Here is a 15301-nt window from a genome sequence, read left to right as displayed (position 1 = left end):
GACTTCTCGGCGTTCCGTCCCTGTCGCCAGAGGTTTGGCCTGTGGAGGGCTGTGGATGCGTGTGGACGGAGCGCCCGACGTGGTGGGAGCCGCGATCGCGCCTGCGGTCGATTACGTAGCTTGACCCTGGGGAACGGGCAGGGCAGCAATCCAGGCCGCCGCGCGCGAGACGCGGGCTCAGCCGGGAGAGAATGCATGCGCGTCGATCGCGTCCTCGTGGTCCTGTCGGGCCTGTTCGTGTGCGCCGGACCGATCTCGGCCCAAGCCCAGGCTCGGCAGGCCCAGGCTCAGCAGGTCAAGCCGCAAGCCCGCCGGGCGCAGGCCCCGTCCCAGCCGATCCAGGTCTACGACGCGCGCTTCGAGAACGGCGACCTGCGGATCTCCGGCAGCGTGCGCAAGGCCGGCACCACCGTGATCCTCGACGAGGACATCTCCGTCATCGCCGACAGCCGGGGCCGCTTCGTCTTCCGCCTGCCCCACATGCCGAACAATTGCGTCGCGACCCTCAAGGCGGGCGAGGACGAGCGCGAGGTGGTGGTGGGCAATTGCGGTCCGGCGGGCCAGCCTGGGCCGAAGGGAGAGGCGGGTGCCAAGGGGGAGCCCGGCGCAAAGGGGGAGCCCGGCGCAAAGGGCGAGGACGGCGCCACCGGACCTCAGGGCGTCGCCGGCCTTCAAGGCTCACCCGGTCCTCAAGGCGTTCCGGGCGCCAAGGGCGAGACGGGTCCGAAAGGCGAAGCGGGTCCCAAGGGTGACACGGGTCCCAAGGGAGAGATTGGTCCCAAGGGTGACACGGGTCCCAAGGGAGAGATTGGTCCCAAGGGCGACACGGGTCCGAAGGGCGAAGCCGGCGCCAGGGGCGCTGCCGGTCCGCAGGGCCCGGCCGGCGTCGCGGCTCCGGTGGCCGCGTCGTCGCCCCTGCGGGCGGTGCGTCAGGAATCCTGCCCGGCGAGCGGTTGCGCCGTGACCTGCGAGACCGGCGAGACCCTGGTCTCGGCCTATTGCCTGCCGACCGGCATCCCGACCATGAGCAAGGGCACCGGCGCGGCCTGCCCCTCCGAAAGCCAGGGGCTGGTGGCCGTCTGCGGCCGCATCTGATCCGCCGCCGCGTCCCCGCGAATGCGGAGAGGCAGCCGGATTCCCATCACGGGCGCGCCATCCAGGCGCGCATCCCCTCCGCCGCCGCCCGGCCGCTGGCGAAGGCCCCCTGGAGCAGGTAGCCCCCCGTGGGGGCGTCCCAGTCGAGCATCTCGCCGGCCACGAACGTGCCGGGCCGGGCGTTCAGCATGAAACGGTCGTCGACCTGCCCGAACGGCACGCCGCCGACGGACGAGATCGCGCGTTCGATGGGGCGCGGGGCCAGGAGACGCAGGGGCGCGGCCTTGATCAGGGCCGCGAGGGCCGCCGCATCGCCGGGGAGCGCCGGGCCCGCCGCTTCGCGCAGGAACCCGGCCGCCACGGGGGACAGCCCGGCGGCCTTGCGCAGGCGGTTGGCGAGCGATTCGCCGGGTCTGGTGTTGCCCAGGGCCCGCGCCAGGGCGGCTTCCGCGAGGTCGGGGCGCAGGTCGAGGCTGATGGCGCCGCCCATCCCCTCGGCGAGGGCCGCCCGGATCGCCTGGGAGGCCGCGTAGAGGGCACCGCCCTCGATGCCTTCCGCTGTGATCATCGCCTCGCCGCGAACCCGATGTTCGCCCACGCTCAGGGCGATGCGCTTGAGGGGTTGGCCGGCGAAGCGATCGGCGAACACAGGCGACCAGGCGACGCAGAAGCCGACATTCGAGGCCCGGAGCGGCGTCACCGGAATGCCCTGGCCCTCCAGCACGGGCACCCAGGCCCCGTCCGAGCCGAGGCGCGGCCAGCTCGCGCCGCCGAGCGCCAGCAGCAGGGCGGCGGGACGAGCCGCGACCCGCCCCTCCGGCGTCTCGAACAGCACCGCCCCCGTCTCCGACCATCCGACGAAGCGGTGCCGGGTGCGGAGCGTGACGCCGAGGCCGTCGAGGCGCGCGAGCCAGGCCCGGAGCAGGGGCGAGGCCTTGAAGCTCTCGGGAAACACCCGGCCGCTCGACCCGACGAAGGTCGGCTGGCCGAGATCGGCGCACCATGCCCGCAGGGCCTCTGGCGGAAAGCTCCCGACGGCTCCGGCCAGGGTCCCGTCCTGCGGCTGATAGCGGGCGAGGAAGGCGGGCAGGGGTTCGGAATGGGTGAGGTTGAGGCCGCCCCGCCCGGCGATGAGAAGCTTTCGCGCGGGCGACGGCATCCGGTCGTAGACGGTCACGGCATGGCCGGCCCGCGCCAGAACCTCCGCCGCCATCAGCCCGGCCGGGCCGCCGCCAATCACCGCCGGGCCGCTCTCGTGGTGTTCCGTCATCCGAACTCCGGTGGATCCCGCGCCGCTCGCCCCCGGCAAGCCCGTGGCGCGGGGGCCCTGTCAAGCGCCGTCCTCGATTCGCGTCGCCCTTGATTCGCATGCACCCTGGCCCCAACTCCGGCCCATCGGCTGCGGGCCCCTCTGGCGGGACGTTCTGTGATGCGTTCCGTGATGTCGGAGCCGATGCTTTCTCTTCCCCAAGAAGCATCGACGGTCCGCACATGGAACTTCTCACCTACGAATGGCTCGGCAAGCCGGTCTGGATGTGGCTCGGCTTCCACGCCCTGGTCGCGGGTCTGCTCGCCTTCGATCTCGGGCTCCTGCACAAGGACAAGAACCACGAGATCGGCGTGAAGGAGAGCCTGCTCCTCACGGCGTTCTACTTCAGCCTCGGCCTCGTCTTCGGCGGCTGGGTGTGGTGGTACCTCGGGCCGCAGGCGGGGCAGGAATACGTCGCCGGCCTCGTGGTCGAGAAGTCGCTGTCCATGGACAACGTCTTCGTCATCGCCGTCATCCTCACGGCCCTCAACATCCCGCGCGCGGCCCAGCACCGGGTGCTGGTCTGGGGCATCCTCGCCGCCGTGCTCCTGCGCGGTCTGATGATCGGGCTCGGCGCCGCCCTGGTGCACCAGGCCGCCTGGGTGCTGTCGATCTTCGCCGCCTTCCTCATCTTCGCCGGGCTCAAGATGCTGTTCTCGAAGGAGGAGGAGCCCGGCGACATCAACGAGAACCGGGCCGTGCGCTATCTGCAAAAGGTCCTGCGCATCACGCCCGAACTGCACGGCCAACGCTTCGTGGTGCGCAAACCCGATCCGAAGACCGGCAAGCTCGCCCTGTGGCTGACGCCGATGGCCCTGGCCCTCATCCTCGTCAACGGCGCCGACGTGATCTTCGCCGTCGACAGCGTGCCGGCGATCTTCGCCATCACCACCGACACCTTCGTGGTCTACACATCCAACATCTTCGCCATCCTGGGCCTTCGTGCGCTCTACTTCGCCCTGGCCGCGATGGTGGACCGCTTCGCCTACCTCAAGACGGCGCTCGCCTTCATCCTGATCTTCATCGGCACCAAGATCGTGGTCGCCGACACGTTCGACCTCGTCCACGTGCCGGCCTGGGTGTCGCTCGCCGTCACCGTGGTGCTGCTGGTGGCCGGCGTCAGCTACAGCCTGTGGCGCACGCGGGGTGAGGTCCGCCCCGATGCTTCGGAAGCGGACAAGGCCCCGCACCACGCCTGAGGGGAGGGGGCTCTCCCCCCTCCTTCAACTCCGGCCCGGCAGGGCTGCGATGAGATCGCGCAGGGTGGTGATGGTGGAGGCGTCGGCAACCCCGTCGACCCGGGCGGGGCGGAAGTGGCGCTGGAACGCGGTGACCACCGCTCCGGTGCGGGCGTCGAAGACGCCGGTCACCGGCAGGTCGTAGCCGTAGAGGGCGAACATCGCCTGAAGCGCCTCGATGGGCTGGCCGGAATCGCCCTGGGAGAAGAAGCGCCCGTCGCGGATCGGCGTCGGCGTCACCCAATGGCCGATGCCGGCCCGCGCGAGGCGGTCCCACGGAAAGTGCTCGCCGGGGTCCTCCTTGCGTTCGGGCGCGATGTCGGAATGGGCCAGCACCCGGTGGCTGGGCACGTTCCAGCGCCCGGTCAGGTCGCCGCAGAGCGCGATCACCGCCGCGATCTGCGCCTCCGGATAAGCCGGCAATCCGCCCGCATGGCCGCCGTTGACGATCTCGATGCCGAGCGACCGGGAATTGACGTCGGTGATGCCCGCCCAGGCGGCCTGCCCGGCATGCCAGGCCCGGCGGCCCTCCGGCACCATCTGCACCACGCGGCCATCCTCCAGCACCACGTAATGCGCCGAGACCTCCGCCACCGGATTGGCGAGGCGCTTCAGGGCGGCCGCCGCACTCTCCATCCCGGTGTAGTGCAGGATCAGCAGGTCGACGGGGCCGCTCCGCCGCTCGCCGTGGTTGGGTGAGGGGTGGACGGAGGTGGCGAGGGGGCTCTCGGCCGTCGGCTTCATCGCAAACCTCGCTCGGCGGCGATCCGGTCGTAGGCCGCGTTGATGGCGGCCAAGCGCCGGGTGGCGATGGTCACGGCCTCCGGCGGCAGGCCGCGCGCCATGGCCCGGTCGGGGTGATTTTCGATGGCCAGGGCGCGGTGGGCCGCCTTAAGGGCGGCGTCGTCCACTCCGTGGTCGAGCCCGAGCACCGCGTAGGGATCGTCCGACAGGCTGACGTGGCGTGCGGCGATGCGGCGGAAGGCCGGCTCGTCGAAGCCGAAGGTCTCGGCCACGGCGCGCAGGTAGCGCTCCTCGGCCTCGTGGATCGCCCCATCGGCCTTGGCGATGTGGAACAGGCCGTCGAGGACGTCCTCGAGCAGGCCGGGTTCGTCTTGGAAGGTGGTGGCGAGCTGGCGCGCATAGGCCTCGAAGCCATTGGACGTGCCCTTGGCGAGATCGAACAGGCGCTGAACCCCGGCGCGCTCGCGTTCGCCCACCTGCACCACCTGGGCGAACGCCTCGATTTCGGAGGGCGTCACCACGCCGTCGGACTTCGCCATCTTGGCGGCGAGGGCCACGAGGCCCGTGGTGAACACCACGTCGCGGGGCGTGGTACCGAACGGAGCGCCCTCGCGGTCGACGAGGAAATGGCCGGCGACCCCGCCGACGAGACCGCCGATCGGTCCGCCGACGGCGAGGCCAAGACCCGCACCCCCGAGCTTGCCCCAGATGCCGATGCTCATCGTTGGAGACTCGGGTGGGATCTCGGAGCGGACCTCGCGGCCGGGCGCGGCAGGGCAGGGGCGGGGGGCGGGGGCATCGGCGGCCGGGTGGGAGAGGGATCGTGAGGCGCCCTTATACCGGAGGGGTCCAGCGATGCGAGGGGTGACGACAAACGAAGGAAGGGCCGGAGCGTGTGCCCCGGCCCTTCCCGAACTCCGCGGTCCGCCGCGCCCGGAGGCGCGGCATCCCATGGATAAAACTCAGCGGCAGTACACGTCGCCGTAGGCGTCGCGGTAGGTGCCGTAGGGGCAGCGCGGGGCGGTGGAGGCGCCCACGATGGCGCCGCCGGCGCCGCCGATGGCCGCACCCGCGAGCGCGCCGCCGGCCCGGCCGGTCGCCGCGCCGCCAATGGCCGCACCCGCGAGCGCACCGAGGCCGGCGCCGCCGAGGGCGCGATCCTCGGGGGTGTTGCAGGCACCGAGCGAGAGGGCGAGGGCCCCGGCGAGGGTGGCGGCGATGAGCTTCTTCATGGTGCGAGACTCCCGTAGGCGTGGTGGTGTCCGGTCTTGGGCCGGTCCGAATCGAGGCTTGAGCTTAGCTATTCCGCTCAAGTAATGCACGTCCTACGGCTAAGGTTCCCGCCGACGTGGGCTGCGGTCGAAGTTTCCGCATTCGGGCCGATGGTTCGCGGCGCTTTCCGTTCGAGCCCGAAATCCGGTAGGGGTGTGGCCTGTCCGAGAGGTTCCCATGCTGCGCGCCACCACCCTGATCCGCAAAGCCGCCGTCCGCGCCGACGCCGTCGTCGATCGCGTCACCCTCGATCATGGCGCCCGTCAGGCCCTGCCCGCGACCCTGACGGGCGTCGGTGGCCTCGGCTTCACGCCGGCGCTGACCAAGGCGGCCGGCCTCGAGGACGGCGACGCCCTGCGGCTGGAGGACGGACGCCTGATCCTCGTGGAGGCGGCCCCCGAAGCCCTGCTGCAGGTTCGCGCCACCAACCCCGCCCGTCTCCTGCGCCTCGCCTGGCAGCTCGGCGGCAGCCACGTTCCGGCGGAGATCGCCGCGGAGGTGCTCTACGTCCCGGCTTCGGCCGCCGAACTCGTGCGCGGCCAGGGCTGCACCGGAACCCCCGTGACCCGCGCCTTCAAGCCGGAGCGCGAGGCCCACGACCACAGCCAGTGCGGACACGATCACGGCCATGATCACACGCACGCGCATTCCCACGGCGAGGCGGGCCAAGCGCATGGGCAAACGCATGGGCATGACCACGGGCACAGCCATGACCACGCGCATGACCACGGCCACAGTCATGATCACGCCCACAAGGATCACGGCCACGTCCACGGGCCCGACTGCAAGCACGATCACTGACCGTCCGCCGCGGTGAAGCCGCGCTCGACTCCCATGGCGATGCGATGATTTCCGACGACCTGCGCTTCTCCATCGCGCCCATGATGGATTGGACCGACGCTGCCAGTTCTATAGAGCGAAAACGGGTATCACTGAGAGGCATGCTGTAGGAAATGCTGTAGTGATGATGGGTGAGGTCGACATTGCCGTCGGGCGCCTGATGCTGTTCGCAGCCGGCCTCGGCGTCGACGAACTCACGCTGCGCCTGATTGCCCTGACGGTCTGGACGGACAGCGTTGAGCGGACCGCCGAGGGTAAGGTCGCGGAGGTCCGGCGCCGGCTGATGCAGTCGGCTGGTGCCTGAGATCGATGGGACTGGCGCCAGTGATTAAGAGGCACAGCCAAGTCGTTGATTTTTCAGAGAGGCGTTGGGAACGCGACTGCTCACTACATCGCCAATCTGACCACAGGCCTACCCGCCTATGAATGGAAGAGACGGAAAAGTCAGGCCCATTGGGCCAACTTCATTATGATGCTGAATCAATATCCGGTCTGATATTTTCTGAACTTCATCGAGTTTTGATCTATTATCAGGATCGGTCCACGCAGTTCCAAGTCTCCACATAATATCTGAGGGAATTTGAATCTTGAGTTCAGCGCCTAATCCGCCATCCAACCCCATGCTCAAGGATATATCCAAATCTGTTTCAGTACCTATCATGCACATATATGTAATTTCAAGCACTTCGAATTGGACCCCTGGTGGCAAAACAATACCATTCGTGAGGCTGCCAACAACCCAGCGATGATCACTGCTTGGAAGGTACTCCCACCTATCCTTCCGACCTAAATGGTAGCTAACGGCACTCGTCTCAGGGGCATCGGCACGAATATATAAATCTCGGCCCATTCCTCGACCAACATTCCTGGCTGAAATCACAATTGCAGCCTTGGTGAATTGTCCGCCTGGATTGTATTGAAGCCGCATACGCGCTGACAGTGATAGCTCTGCATTTGGTTTTCTTCCAAACATTCCAGCCAGAATGCCAGGTGTGACCTTATGAAATGACGATCCAGCACGCATATAGTATCCCTGCGCCTCCGGATGATTGCTGTGAAATGGGATATCAAATCCTGGCGGAATATAGGTTACAACAAATCCTGACTGGCCTTCGCCAACAATAAGACTTATATTCTCTGCTTTGCTGTTCTGCGGTGAGACTAGGCCGCCCATTTCTCCATCAAGTATCGACTTAAATGCAGCCGCATCTACGATCAGCTTTTCGCCGCTTGGAACGTCCCCGACTTCACCTCGCTTGCATATGACGCCCCAAACGATGATTCCGCCGTCTCCATTTCCAAAACCCGACAATGCTTTAGCTAAGTTCTTTCGGTCAAACTTATCCAGAGATCGGGAAGGGAAAGATGTGTTCGCTGTTTTATAATCTATGAACAGATCTTCGGAATATGCAGCCTCTATCATTCGCCGTATTTCGCCCACACCGTCATTACGAAGGCGACGGAACAATTCATCTGCGCGTGTCATTGCTTGCCCTCGGAGGCCACGCCTCCTTTCTAGGCGAACCGCCTTGTAAGCGGTAGGTCGCGAGTTCAAGTCCCGCAACCGGCACCACTTTTTCCGACGCGAGTTGAAACTGACGCCGAAAGTTTCAACTCGCTTTCGCGATCCGCCTTTCCAGGCGCCAACCGAATCACCCGTCCAGAACGCAAAAACCCGCCTCGGCGGTGAGCCGGGCGGGCTTTGGTGGATCAGGGCATGGGACTGCGACAGACCACATCGAACGGCGTGATGATGTCCGGCTTCCGTCGGCGCTGCACCACCCGCTCATACCAATCGCAGGCCACGGACACGCTCTCGACGAGGTAGGCCGGGCCGCAGGGGAAGTTCTCCGGCAGGCCGATGGAGCTTTCCTGCGGCTTGCCGCTGCGGTCCCAGGGGGGATGATCGAAGATCACATCCGGCGGGAGGTAGCGCCGCCCGGCCTCGACGGTGCTTTGCACCCGCCGCTCGTACCGGATCTCGCAATCGTCGTGGTAGTCGATAGTCCGCCGCAGGATCAGGTTGCCACCGGGCTCCACCTCTTCCGTGATGAGCTTGCGCTGACGGACATCGTAGGGCCAGGCCTCAGGGGCTGCGAGGCTCCCCGCCGCGTAACCGACGACGGACGCCACGATGAGGAAGACGAGGCCGCCGAGGGTGTGGCAGGCGCGCGTCAGCCAGCGGTCGAAGGTTCGCACCGTCATGGCGTCCCTTTCTTGAAGAGGTTGAGGATGTCCCGGATGAGCGGCAGCTTATCCATGCCAAACTGCGCCGCCGCGAACATGGCCGGAACGATGAGGAGCCCGAGCTTGTAGATCCGGCTCCAAAAGCGCCGCATGGCCCGGCGCTCAAGCTGCTCGTCGATCAGCTCCGTCAGGGTGTCGAGCCGATCCGGGGTCTGGCGTCGGATGAAGTTGCGCCAGTCCTCAGCGAACAGGACGTAGCTGCGGGGCCCATCCTCGTCGGCGGTGCGGTCCCGCATGGCGCGCTCCACCATCTCCTCCCCCAGGCTCTTGGTCGGCAGGGGGGTGGTCAACTCGACGGCCCGCGCACACCCAGCCGCGACGGCCTGTGAATTCGGGGGCGTCGGCGGCTTCTTCGTTGGCTGTGCGGTCATGGTGTCCCGATGTCCGAGGACGTGACGTGGAGGCTTGGGGCGAGGCCGCGCGCCGCAGCACGCGGCCCGCGTGAGCGGCCCGGCCTACTTCGCGGAGAGGGCCGCCTGCGCCGGCGCGAGGGTGTTGCCGGCGTTGGCGCCATCCTCGAGCTTCAGGGTGCGGAAGATGAGTTCGGCCACGCCCTTTTCGCCGCCGGCCGCGGCCAGCACCTTGGCGGGCACCACGTCGACGGCGCGCTGCACGCCCTTGGCGATGACGGCCGAGCCGACCGGGATGGTGAGGGTCTGGCCCTTCGCCGCGCCCTCCACGGCGTTGAGGGCGTAGTCGGTGACGGCCTTGGTCATCTGCTCGATGCGGGACTGCGTCAGCACCAGGCGCGCCCAGGGGGCGACCTGATAGACCGCCCCGCTGACGAGGCCGACGAGGACGGGCAGCAGGATCGCGGTGAGCATCGTTCCGGCGGACACGATGTAGTCGCCCCACGGGATGACGACGGACGGCATGGGGGCGGCCTCGACGGCAAGGGCATGGGTGGAGAGGGCACTGGCGAGCGCCAGCGCCACGACAAGCGTGCGGGTCATGGTGGTTCTTTCGAAGGCGGAGGTTGCGCGGCTGGCCCGGCCGGCTCGGGATCTCGGATCAGGCCGCTTCGAAGTCGGGGAGCGGCACTGTCTGGCCGGCAAGCGCGTGCGTGCAGTCGCCGAGGAACTGGATCTGGCCGTCCGTCACGAAGGCGTGGCAGACCGCCGGGGGAGCGCCGTCCTGGCCCGCATCGGCGCCGTCGTAACGGACGAGGACGGACGGCGTGAATGTCGGCCGGTCATAGTCGCCGTTGAACCCCCATCGGGAGCCAGGGCTGGCGTCGGTGCTGACGCGGAGCCCGTGCGCCCCATTGCAGCCCGGGCACCAGAACATGACGTGACCGCCCTCAACAGTGCGGAGTTTTCCACGCACCGCCATCAGGCAGTCCTACGGATCGTCGGCAGGCCCGCATCGTTGGCGGGCACGCGGGCGCCGTCGCCATAGGTGTCGTCGATCCAGCGGAAGAACCGCATGAGGAGGTTCGGCCGGGCGGTAACGGCCGGCGCCACGGGCACGATGACGGGGGTGGACACCTCGGGGTGCAGAACTTCGATGACGGGCGCGGCGACCTTGATGGGCTTGGCCGCCGTCGTCGCGCGCGGCAGGGCGACGGCGTAGGGCGTCACGAACTGCTCGGCCTCGGCCTCGCGCCGAGTGATGATCGCGGCCGGCTTCTTCCACATCAGGATCGCGTCGCGGGCGCCGGCCATGTCTCCGGCATTGATCCGCTTGAGGAAAGTCGAGCCCGCGAACGCGGCCGGGCCGATGTTGAAGCAGATCGACACCAGGGCATCGAACACGTGCTGCGGCACGGCGACCTTCAGCCCCTTGCGCACGGGGGCAACATAGGCCTTCGCATCGCGGGCGAAGATCGCGTCGCACTCGGCCGCCGAGATGGTGAGGCCGGCGGTGACGAGCGGCGCGCCTGCCGCCGAGGTGTGGCCGATGCCGATGGTCCAGACGCCGACGGAATCGCGGTAGGCCTTCAGCCGGCGGCCCTCGCGGGCGATGAGCACGGCTTCGCCAATGGCGCTAAGCTCCATGATGGATCTCCTAGTTTTCAGAACGTCAGCAGCTCGGGCCGGGCGGCACGGCGAGCGGGATCAGGATGGTGGTGCGGGCCGGCTCAGGCTCGGATCAGATCGGCACGGCGGAACAGATCGTCCGTGGCGTCGCTGTCGAAATCGAACCGGGTGGCGAGGCTCGACACCAGCGTGCCTTGCCGGTCGTACGTGTTGGCCTGTTCCCAGGCCTGCCAGTCGATGTCCGCCGCCACCCGCGCCGGCTCGAACTCGCCCAGCTCGCGCGTATCCTCGACCGCCTTGCGCAGGGTCGTGTCCACGGTGGTGAACAGCGAGCGCCCATCCGGCATGGGAACCTGCCGCATGATCGCGCGGGCTTGGAAGTTGGTGACGCTGGACGGCACCGGCGCAGGCTCAGGCGCCGGGATCGGCTGATAGGTCACTGACCAGACCGGGGAGCCGTCGGCGTCGACTGGCTCGCGGCTCACTTCCATTTGCCCAGACGGTGGCGCGTCGGGCTCGGGAATGCGAGGCAGGCCGAACGCAGCGCACTCCGCATCTGACCATGCCTGCAGAGTGTCCCAGGATACCGCGACGCCGTCGGCGTTCGTGACCATCGGGGAATAGGGTAGCAGCGTCCAGCCGGAGCCGGATGGGATTGCGTGCGTCATGGCTGGGGGTCCTAGTAGGGGGCTCGGATGGCGAGGTAGATGATGTCGCGAGCGGCGCCGTAGAGTTGCCCAGAAGGCAGGGTGAAGCCGGACGACGATACGGTCATGTAATTTCCGGGGCCGAACTCTGCGGCGGAGTCGTTCGGCTGAAGAACCCTACAACCAGAGCCGAACCCTCGCTGCCCATCCATGATTAGCCATGCGGAGTTCGTTCCAGAGGCGGCCTTAATCAGAACGAACTGCGGTTGCCATCCGAGGTTTACGGTAGCTCCAAAAGTTCCATCGAGAGAGAAGCTCCCACACTGCACAATCCCGTCTGCGCTCGGATCGTGCGCGAAGACGAGGCCGACGTAGTCAACCCCAGCTTGGTTAAATGACGGGTTCACTGTGAAGGAAGTTGCTGTGGCTAAAGCACCATACAGGGTGCTTGCCGTGGCATATGCGCTCGTTGTTTGGAGTGTGAGATAATCTGCTGCTGGATTAGGAAGGCTTCTATGATAAACCGGCCAACCAGTGGCGCTGTTTCTGCCTTTGCCAATAATCATCCCCGGCACAACACCAAGTGCATGCGGGATCAGCCTGTTGCTTGTGCCGTCACCCGTCCATGTGACGATGTCGAAGAACTTGGCGGCGCGGGCAAGAGAATATCCTACCCGCTTATATGGCGCCGCGATTGCATCAAAACGGTATCCGTTGTTATTGAACTGAACTACACCGACGGAAGCCCCGCCGGTATATTCGGCATCCGTATTGTTTGTGATTAGAATGCGCGTAGGGCCACGCGGCGTATCTGTTAAAAGCCAACCCTGAGCAATGTCGCGTGCCTTTTCGAGGACGGCGCCGCCACGTCCAAGAAAATCGATCCCGTTGACGATGGTCTTTTCGGCACCATCCCCCGTCCATAGGTCCGTCGCGAACACGTCCTGCGGCTTCAGGATCGCGCCGCCAGCAATCGCCGGCTTGATGATGGCGGGCGCTGCGAACGGGAACATCAGCGTGCTCCCTTCAGGAAGCCGGTGACCTGAAGCACGAGCGTCCCGCCGACCATGCGCAGGTAGCCCGTGACCAGATCGACCGCACTCGCCGCCGTCGAGGCCGTGATCGTGAGGCCGGTCGGGATCTTGAAATAGGTGGTGTTGAGCGCGAGCGTACGGCCGCCGGTGGCGTCCTGCGCGAACTCCAGGGCGATATCCTCGCCGTCCTTCCCGCCGATGAAGGGCCCGCCGAGCGTGGTGTTGCCGGTAGCGACGATGGACTGCCGAAAGCCGTTCGTTCCCCAATCCGGGATGAATGTCGCGGCCCAGGCCGGCGAGGTGTAGGCCATGGCGTCGGCCATGGATTTCGCCGTGAGGAACTTGGCGTCGTCCGTGAGGGTGCGGAGATCCGTGCCGGCTGCCTTGCCGGGTACGCCCGCCGCCGACGCCAGGGCCGCCGCGTTGGTCAGCGTGAGGAGGCCCCGCCCGTAGGCCGTCGTGGTGAGCGCTGCGATGGCGTCGAGGTCGGCATCCCACGCCTGGACGTTGGTGCCGATGACCAGGGCGAGCAGCCCTCGCATAGCGGCGTAGTCGGTTGCCGTGAGGAGCGACCGACCATTCGCCGAGGCATCCGCGATGTTGGCCGCATTGATTGCGGACAACAGTGCCACCGCACCAAGGCCTAGATTGGTCCGGGCCGTGGGCTTGTCGACGAGGTCCGCGAGGTTCTGGGCCTTCGCCAGCTTGCCGCCGACAACGGTGACCAGGGCCGCGTCGGAAGTTTCGTTGGCGACAAGCCGGCCGGCGATCTCATTCAGGGTGTCGAGATCGGACGGTGCCATGCCGATGATGGCCTGCACCGCCGCCGTAAGATCGGCCTGAGACACGGCGCCGATCACGTTCCGGCCCGCTGCGGCGTCAGCGATGGCGAGCAACGAGCGGCCGAGCGCCGTTGTGGTCAGGGCGGCGATGGCCGCGAGGTCGGCATCATAGGGCTGCACCTCGAAGCCGGGCCGCAGGGCGAGGTTCTGACGGGCCGCCGCCGGATCGGCGAGGTCGGACAGGTTCGCCCCGCGCTTCGAGGCCTCGGCGTCCACCTCGGCGATTGCACCCTGTACGTTGGTGGCCGCGATCCCGCCGACGGGGGCGAAGGTGATACCCGAAGCCGCCGCACTACCCTGGCCGGCGTTCTGGATATCGACCAAGGCCTGGTCGCGAGCGGCGTTGATGGCGGTGATCGCCGAGGCGCGCACCGCGACGATGATGGCCTGCTGCGACACGCTTGCAGCCAAGAGGTCCGACACGGCCACGGTGGGCCGGGTGGATTCGATGGCCTTGCCGATGAGCAGCAGCGCCTTCGGGTCGGGCGTCGCCGGCAGGGCGTTGATCGAGGCCTGGATACCGGCATCGAACAGGGTGAGATCAAGGGCCATGGCGAACTCGCGAGTGAGGGGTCAGAGGCCGCAGAGGGCCAGGGTTTCGAGGTCGTCAGACCATTCGGTGCCGGAGGCGTCGGCCTTGATCGCCAGCACCTTCCCGGCGTCGTGCTGGGTGAAGGACGGGATGCCGGAGGCCGCCGCGGCGCTCGCCGCCGCCGCCTGCGCCGCATCGCGAAAGCTGCGGCTCTCGTCGCGGTAGCCGAAGCTCAGATCCCGGGCGGTGACGGCCTGGTCGCGTGCCCCGGTCGCCGTGGTGACGGCGGCCTGGATCTGCTGGAAATTGCCGAACACGCCGGTGGCGTCGGCCAGGGCCTGCGTGGTGGCGGCCCGGTCCTGCCCGGTGCGGACGCGGTCGGCCGCAGTGGCGGTGGCCGCTGCGCTCGCTTGGCCCGCCGAGGTCTGGGCATCGTTACGGAAACCCTCGGCCGCACCCCGCGCGGCAACGCTCGCGTCCCGCGCCGTCTCCGCCCCCTGGCGTGCCGTGGTGGCGGTGGTGGCCGCCGTGGTGGCAACATCGCGGGCCCCGACTGCCGTGGTCGCGGCGTCCGTTGCGGTGGTGGCCTTGGTCGAGGCCGTGGCGGCCGAGGTGGCGGCGTTGGTCTCCGATGTCTTGGCGTTCGTGGCTGCCGTGCTGGCGGTGGTGGCCGAGCCGGCGGCACCGTCCCGGGCGGTGATGGCGGTGGCCGCCGACGCCGTGGCCGAGGTGGCGGCGCCGCTCGCCGTGGTGGCCGACGCGCCGGCCGCCGTGGCCCTGTCCGTGGCCGTGGTCGCCGCCGCCGTGGCGACACCCGCGCGCTCCGTCGCGGTGGCCGCCGAGGAGGCCGCGCCCGAAGCCGAGGCACCGGCCAGGGTCGCCTTGTCCGTCGCGACCGTGGCTGCACCGGTCGCGGTGGTCGCCGCACCCGTGGCGGCGCTGGCCGCCCCCGTCGCCGTGATGGCCGCTGCCTGCGCGATCTCGGCCTTGTTGCCGACGGTGCCGGCCGCCGCCTGCGCCGCCGCCGCCGCGGCCTGCGCTTCGGCCGTGGTCTGCGCCGGGGTCGTCTGCACCACCTGACCGCTCGACCAATCAGAGGCCGCCCCGGTGTTGGCAAGCTTCACGTAGAGGGTGAAGGGCAGTGGATCGACGGAGAGGTAGACGAAGTTGGCCGGCTGATTGTTGTAGGCGTCACGCCCCGCGAACGATCCGGCCTGGTCGAACTTGAACGGCAGCGCGCCGTCGAGCTTCCGCAGCAGTTCGTTGAGCTGTTTGTTCGTGGTGACGCTCGTCGACCAGTACGGGCCGGACAGGCTCACATCCCAATCGGTCCGTCCCGCCAGCGTGGGGCCGGGCCACGGCTGCGCCAGGGTGATCTGACTCGGCACCGACGAGGCAACGGTGACCGTGATTCCGGCGAGGATGAAGAGGTCGCCCGGCTGGACGATGAAAGCGGTCGCGGTGCCGACAACCGAAGTCGACCCGCTCGTCACGGAGACGGCAGGGAGGGCCATGGGGATTC

General features: G+C 67.8%; 18 protein-coding genes and 1 tRNA gene. 5 read left to right on the top strand and 14 right to left on the bottom strand.

All coding sequences use genetic code 11. The features are described from left to right. Positions 1-195: 195 nt before the first annotated feature. A complete protein-coding gene (locus tag ASF25_RS01835) occupies positions 196-1095 on the top strand; it encodes a collagen-like protein (RefSeq protein ID WP_056302936.1) in 900 nt (299 codons plus the stop codon). A gap of 46 nt (positions 1096-1141) precedes the next feature. Here the strand turns inward: ASF25_RS01835 and ASF25_RS01830 are convergent, their stop codons facing one another. After that, positions 1142-2365 (bottom strand): TIGR03862 family flavoprotein, encoded by a 1224-nt coding sequence (locus tag ASF25_RS01830; protein WP_056302934.1) that lies wholly within the window; start codon positions 2363-2365, stop codon positions 1142-1144. A gap of 221 nt (positions 2366-2586) precedes the next feature. Here ASF25_RS01830 and ASF25_RS01825 point away from each other — a divergent pair, with 221 nt between their 5' ends. After that, positions 2587-3603: a TerC family protein gene (locus ASF25_RS01825; protein WP_056166673.1), complete on the top strand. Its 1017-nt coding sequence runs from the start codon at positions 2587-2589 to the stop codon at positions 3601-3603. A 24-nt stretch (positions 3604-3627) separates the two neighbouring features. Here ASF25_RS01825 and ASF25_RS01820 read toward each other — a convergent pair whose 3' ends face one another. The 3 genes from ASF25_RS01820 to ASF25_RS01810 form a co-directional block, all read right to left on the bottom strand. Next, complete coding sequence (locus ASF25_RS01820) at positions 3628-4386, bottom strand: N-acetylmuramoyl-L-alanine amidase (protein WP_056302932.1); 759 nt, start codon at positions 4384-4386, stop codon at positions 3628-3630. After that, a complete protein-coding gene (locus tag ASF25_RS01815) occupies positions 4383-5108 on the bottom strand; it encodes a molecular chaperone DjiA (RefSeq protein ID WP_056166682.1) in 726 nt (241 codons plus the stop codon). The genes ASF25_RS01820 and ASF25_RS01815 overlap by 4 nt, the downstream gene beginning before the upstream one ends. Before the next feature lie 240 nt (positions 5109-5348). Next, a complete protein-coding gene (locus ASF25_RS01810; protein ID WP_056088870.1) occupies positions 5349-5618 on the bottom strand; it encodes a hypothetical protein in 270 nt (89 codons plus the stop codon). A gap of 217 nt (positions 5619-5835) precedes the next feature. On the opposite strand from ASF25_RS01810, the gene ASF25_RS01805 reads away from it, so the two are divergent. Both ASF25_RS01805 and ASF25_RS01800 read left to right on the top strand, forming a co-directional pair. Further along, complete coding sequence (locus ASF25_RS01805) at positions 5836-6459, top strand: urease accessory protein UreE (RefSeq protein WP_056302929.1); 624 nt, start codon at positions 5836-5838, stop codon at positions 6457-6459. A 163-nt stretch (positions 6460-6622) separates the two neighbouring features. Further along, positions 6623-6802, top strand: a complete 180-nt coding sequence (locus tag ASF25_RS01800) for a hypothetical protein (RefSeq protein WP_056302927.1) — start codon at positions 6623-6625, stop codon at positions 6800-6802. Between the two features lie 108 nt (positions 6803-6910). Here ASF25_RS01800 and ASF25_RS22465 read toward each other — a convergent pair whose 3' ends face one another. Next, entirely contained in the window at positions 6911-7984 is a 1074-nt protein-coding gene (locus ASF25_RS22465) for an ATP-binding protein (protein WP_156368824.1), read from the bottom strand. Positions 7985-7999: 15 nt separating this feature from the next. Between ASF25_RS22465 and ASF25_RS01795 the strand changes: the two genes are divergently transcribed. Beyond that, positions 8000-8071, top strand: a tRNA-Thr gene (locus ASF25_RS01795). Positions 8072-8208: 137 nt separating this feature from the next. On the opposite strand, the gene ASF25_RS01790 is transcribed toward ASF25_RS01795, so the two are convergent. From ASF25_RS01790 to ASF25_RS01755, 9 genes are all read right to left on the bottom strand, one after another. Further along, a complete protein-coding gene (locus ASF25_RS01790; RefSeq protein WP_056302925.1) occupies positions 8209-8703 on the bottom strand; it encodes a hypothetical protein in 495 nt (164 codons plus the stop codon). Continuing rightward, entirely contained in the window at positions 8700-9116 is a 417-nt protein-coding gene (locus ASF25_RS01785) for a hypothetical protein (protein ID WP_056302923.1), read from the bottom strand. The genes ASF25_RS01790 and ASF25_RS01785 overlap by 4 nt, the downstream gene beginning before the upstream one ends. Before the next feature lie 84 nt (positions 9117-9200). Next, complete coding sequence (locus tag ASF25_RS01780; protein WP_056302921.1) at positions 9201-9698, bottom strand: hypothetical protein; 498 nt, start codon at positions 9696-9698, stop codon at positions 9201-9203. A gap of 58 nt (positions 9699-9756) precedes the next feature. Continuing rightward, positions 9757-10077 (bottom strand): DUF6527 family protein, encoded by a 321-nt coding sequence (locus ASF25_RS01775; RefSeq protein WP_056302919.1) that lies wholly within the window; start codon positions 10075-10077, stop codon positions 9757-9759. Continuing rightward, positions 10077-10742, bottom strand: a complete 666-nt coding sequence (locus tag ASF25_RS01770; RefSeq protein WP_244472861.1) for a lysozyme — start codon at positions 10740-10742, stop codon at positions 10077-10079. Before ASF25_RS01770 ends, ASF25_RS01775 begins: the two co-directional genes overlap by 1 nt. A gap of 83 nt (positions 10743-10825) precedes the next feature. Beyond that, positions 10826-11392 carry a hypothetical protein gene (locus ASF25_RS01765; protein ID WP_156368823.1) on the bottom strand — a complete coding sequence of 189 codons (567 nt, stop codon included), beginning with the start codon at positions 11390-11392 and terminating at the stop codon, positions 10826-10828. Between the two features lie 11 nt (positions 11393-11403). Then, entirely contained in the window at positions 11404-12384 is a 981-nt protein-coding gene (locus tag ASF25_RS22460; RefSeq protein WP_156368822.1) for a hypothetical protein, read from the bottom strand. Further along, the gene (locus tag ASF25_RS01760) at positions 12384-13799 is read right to left on the bottom strand and encodes a hypothetical protein (RefSeq protein WP_056302915.1); all 1416 of its coding nucleotides are present in this window, start codon (positions 13797-13799) and stop codon (positions 12384-12386) included. Before ASF25_RS01760 ends, ASF25_RS22460 begins: the two co-directional genes overlap by 1 nt. Positions 13800-13820: 21 nt before the next feature. After that, positions 13821-15293 carry a hypothetical protein gene (locus ASF25_RS01755; RefSeq protein ID WP_056302913.1) on the bottom strand — a complete coding sequence of 491 codons (1473 nt, stop codon included), beginning with the start codon at positions 15291-15293 and terminating at the stop codon, positions 13821-13823. Between the last annotated feature and the right edge of the window lie 8 nt (positions 15294-15301).

This window comes from Methylobacterium sp. Leaf100, assembly GCF_001422845.1.
Taxonomy (GTDB): Bacteria; Pseudomonadota; Alphaproteobacteria; order Rhizobiales; family Beijerinckiaceae; genus Methylobacterium.
The sequence above is the reverse complement of the archived record's forward strand: the minus strand, read 5'-3'. Positions and strand labels throughout refer to the sequence as shown.

Bases quoted from the DNA above. Each gene is read 5' to 3' on its own strand.
- ASF25_RS01790 (WP_056302925.1), bottom strand. From the start codon at position 8,703: ATGACGGTGCGAACCTTCGACCGCTGGCTGACGCGCGCCTGCCACACC.
- ASF25_RS01805 (WP_056302929.1), top strand. From the start codon at position 5,836: ATGCTGCGCGCCACCACCCTGATCCGCAAAGCCGCCGTCCGCGCCGAC.
- ASF25_RS01835 (WP_056302936.1), top strand. From the start codon at position 196: ATGCGCGTCGATCGCGTCCTCGTGGTCCTGTCGGGCCTGTTCGTGTGC.
- ASF25_RS01780 (WP_056302921.1), bottom strand. From the start codon at position 9,698: ATGACCCGCACGCTTGTCGTGGCGCTGGCGCTCGCCAGTGCCCTCTCC.
- ASF25_RS01800 (WP_056302927.1), top strand. From the start codon at position 6,623: ATGATGGGTGAGGTCGACATTGCCGTCGGGCGCCTGATGCTGTTCGCA.
- ASF25_RS01815 (WP_056166682.1), bottom strand. From the start codon at position 5,108: ATGAGCATCGGCATCTGGGGCAAGCTCGGGGGTGCGGGTCTTGGCCTC.
- ASF25_RS01755 (WP_056302913.1), bottom strand. From the start codon at position 15,293: ATGGCCCTCCCTGCCGTCTCCGTGACGAGCGGGTCGACTTCGGTTGTC.
- ASF25_RS01785 (WP_056302923.1), bottom strand. From the start codon at position 9,116: ATGACCGCACAGCCAACGAAGAAGCCGCCGACGCCCCCGAATTCACAG.
- ASF25_RS01820 (WP_056302932.1), bottom strand. From the start codon at position 4,386: ATGAAGCCGACGGCCGAGAGCCCCCTCGCCACCTCCGTCCACCCCTCA.
- ASF25_RS01770 (WP_244472861.1), bottom strand. From the start codon at position 10,742: ATGGAGCTTAGCGCCATTGGCGAAGCCGTGCTCATCGCCCGCGAGGGC.
- ASF25_RS01760 (WP_056302915.1), bottom strand. From the start codon at position 13,799: ATGGCCCTTGATCTCACCCTGTTCGATGCCGGTATCCAGGCCTCGATC.
- ASF25_RS01810 (WP_056088870.1), bottom strand. From the start codon at position 5,618: ATGAAGAAGCTCATCGCCGCCACCCTCGCCGGGGCCCTCGCCCTCTCG.
- ASF25_RS01825 (WP_056166673.1), top strand. From the start codon at position 2,587: ATGGAACTTCTCACCTACGAATGGCTCGGCAAGCCGGTCTGGATGTGG.
- ASF25_RS22465 (WP_156368824.1), bottom strand. From the start codon at position 7,984: ATGACACGCGCAGATGAATTGTTCCGTCGCCTTCGTAATGACGGTGTG.
- ASF25_RS01765 (WP_156368823.1), bottom strand. From the start codon at position 11,392: ATGACGCACGCAATCCCATCCGGCTCCGGCTGGACGCTGCTACCCTAT.
- ASF25_RS22460 (WP_156368822.1), bottom strand. From the start codon at position 12,384: ATGTTCCCGTTCGCAGCGCCCGCCATCATCAAGCCGGCGATTGCTGGC.
- ASF25_RS01830 (WP_056302934.1), bottom strand. From the start codon at position 2,365: ATGACGGAACACCACGAGAGCGGCCCGGCGGTGATTGGCGGCGGCCCG.
- ASF25_RS01775 (WP_056302919.1), bottom strand. From the start codon at position 10,077: ATGGCGGTGCGTGGAAAACTCCGCACTGTTGAGGGCGGTCACGTCATG.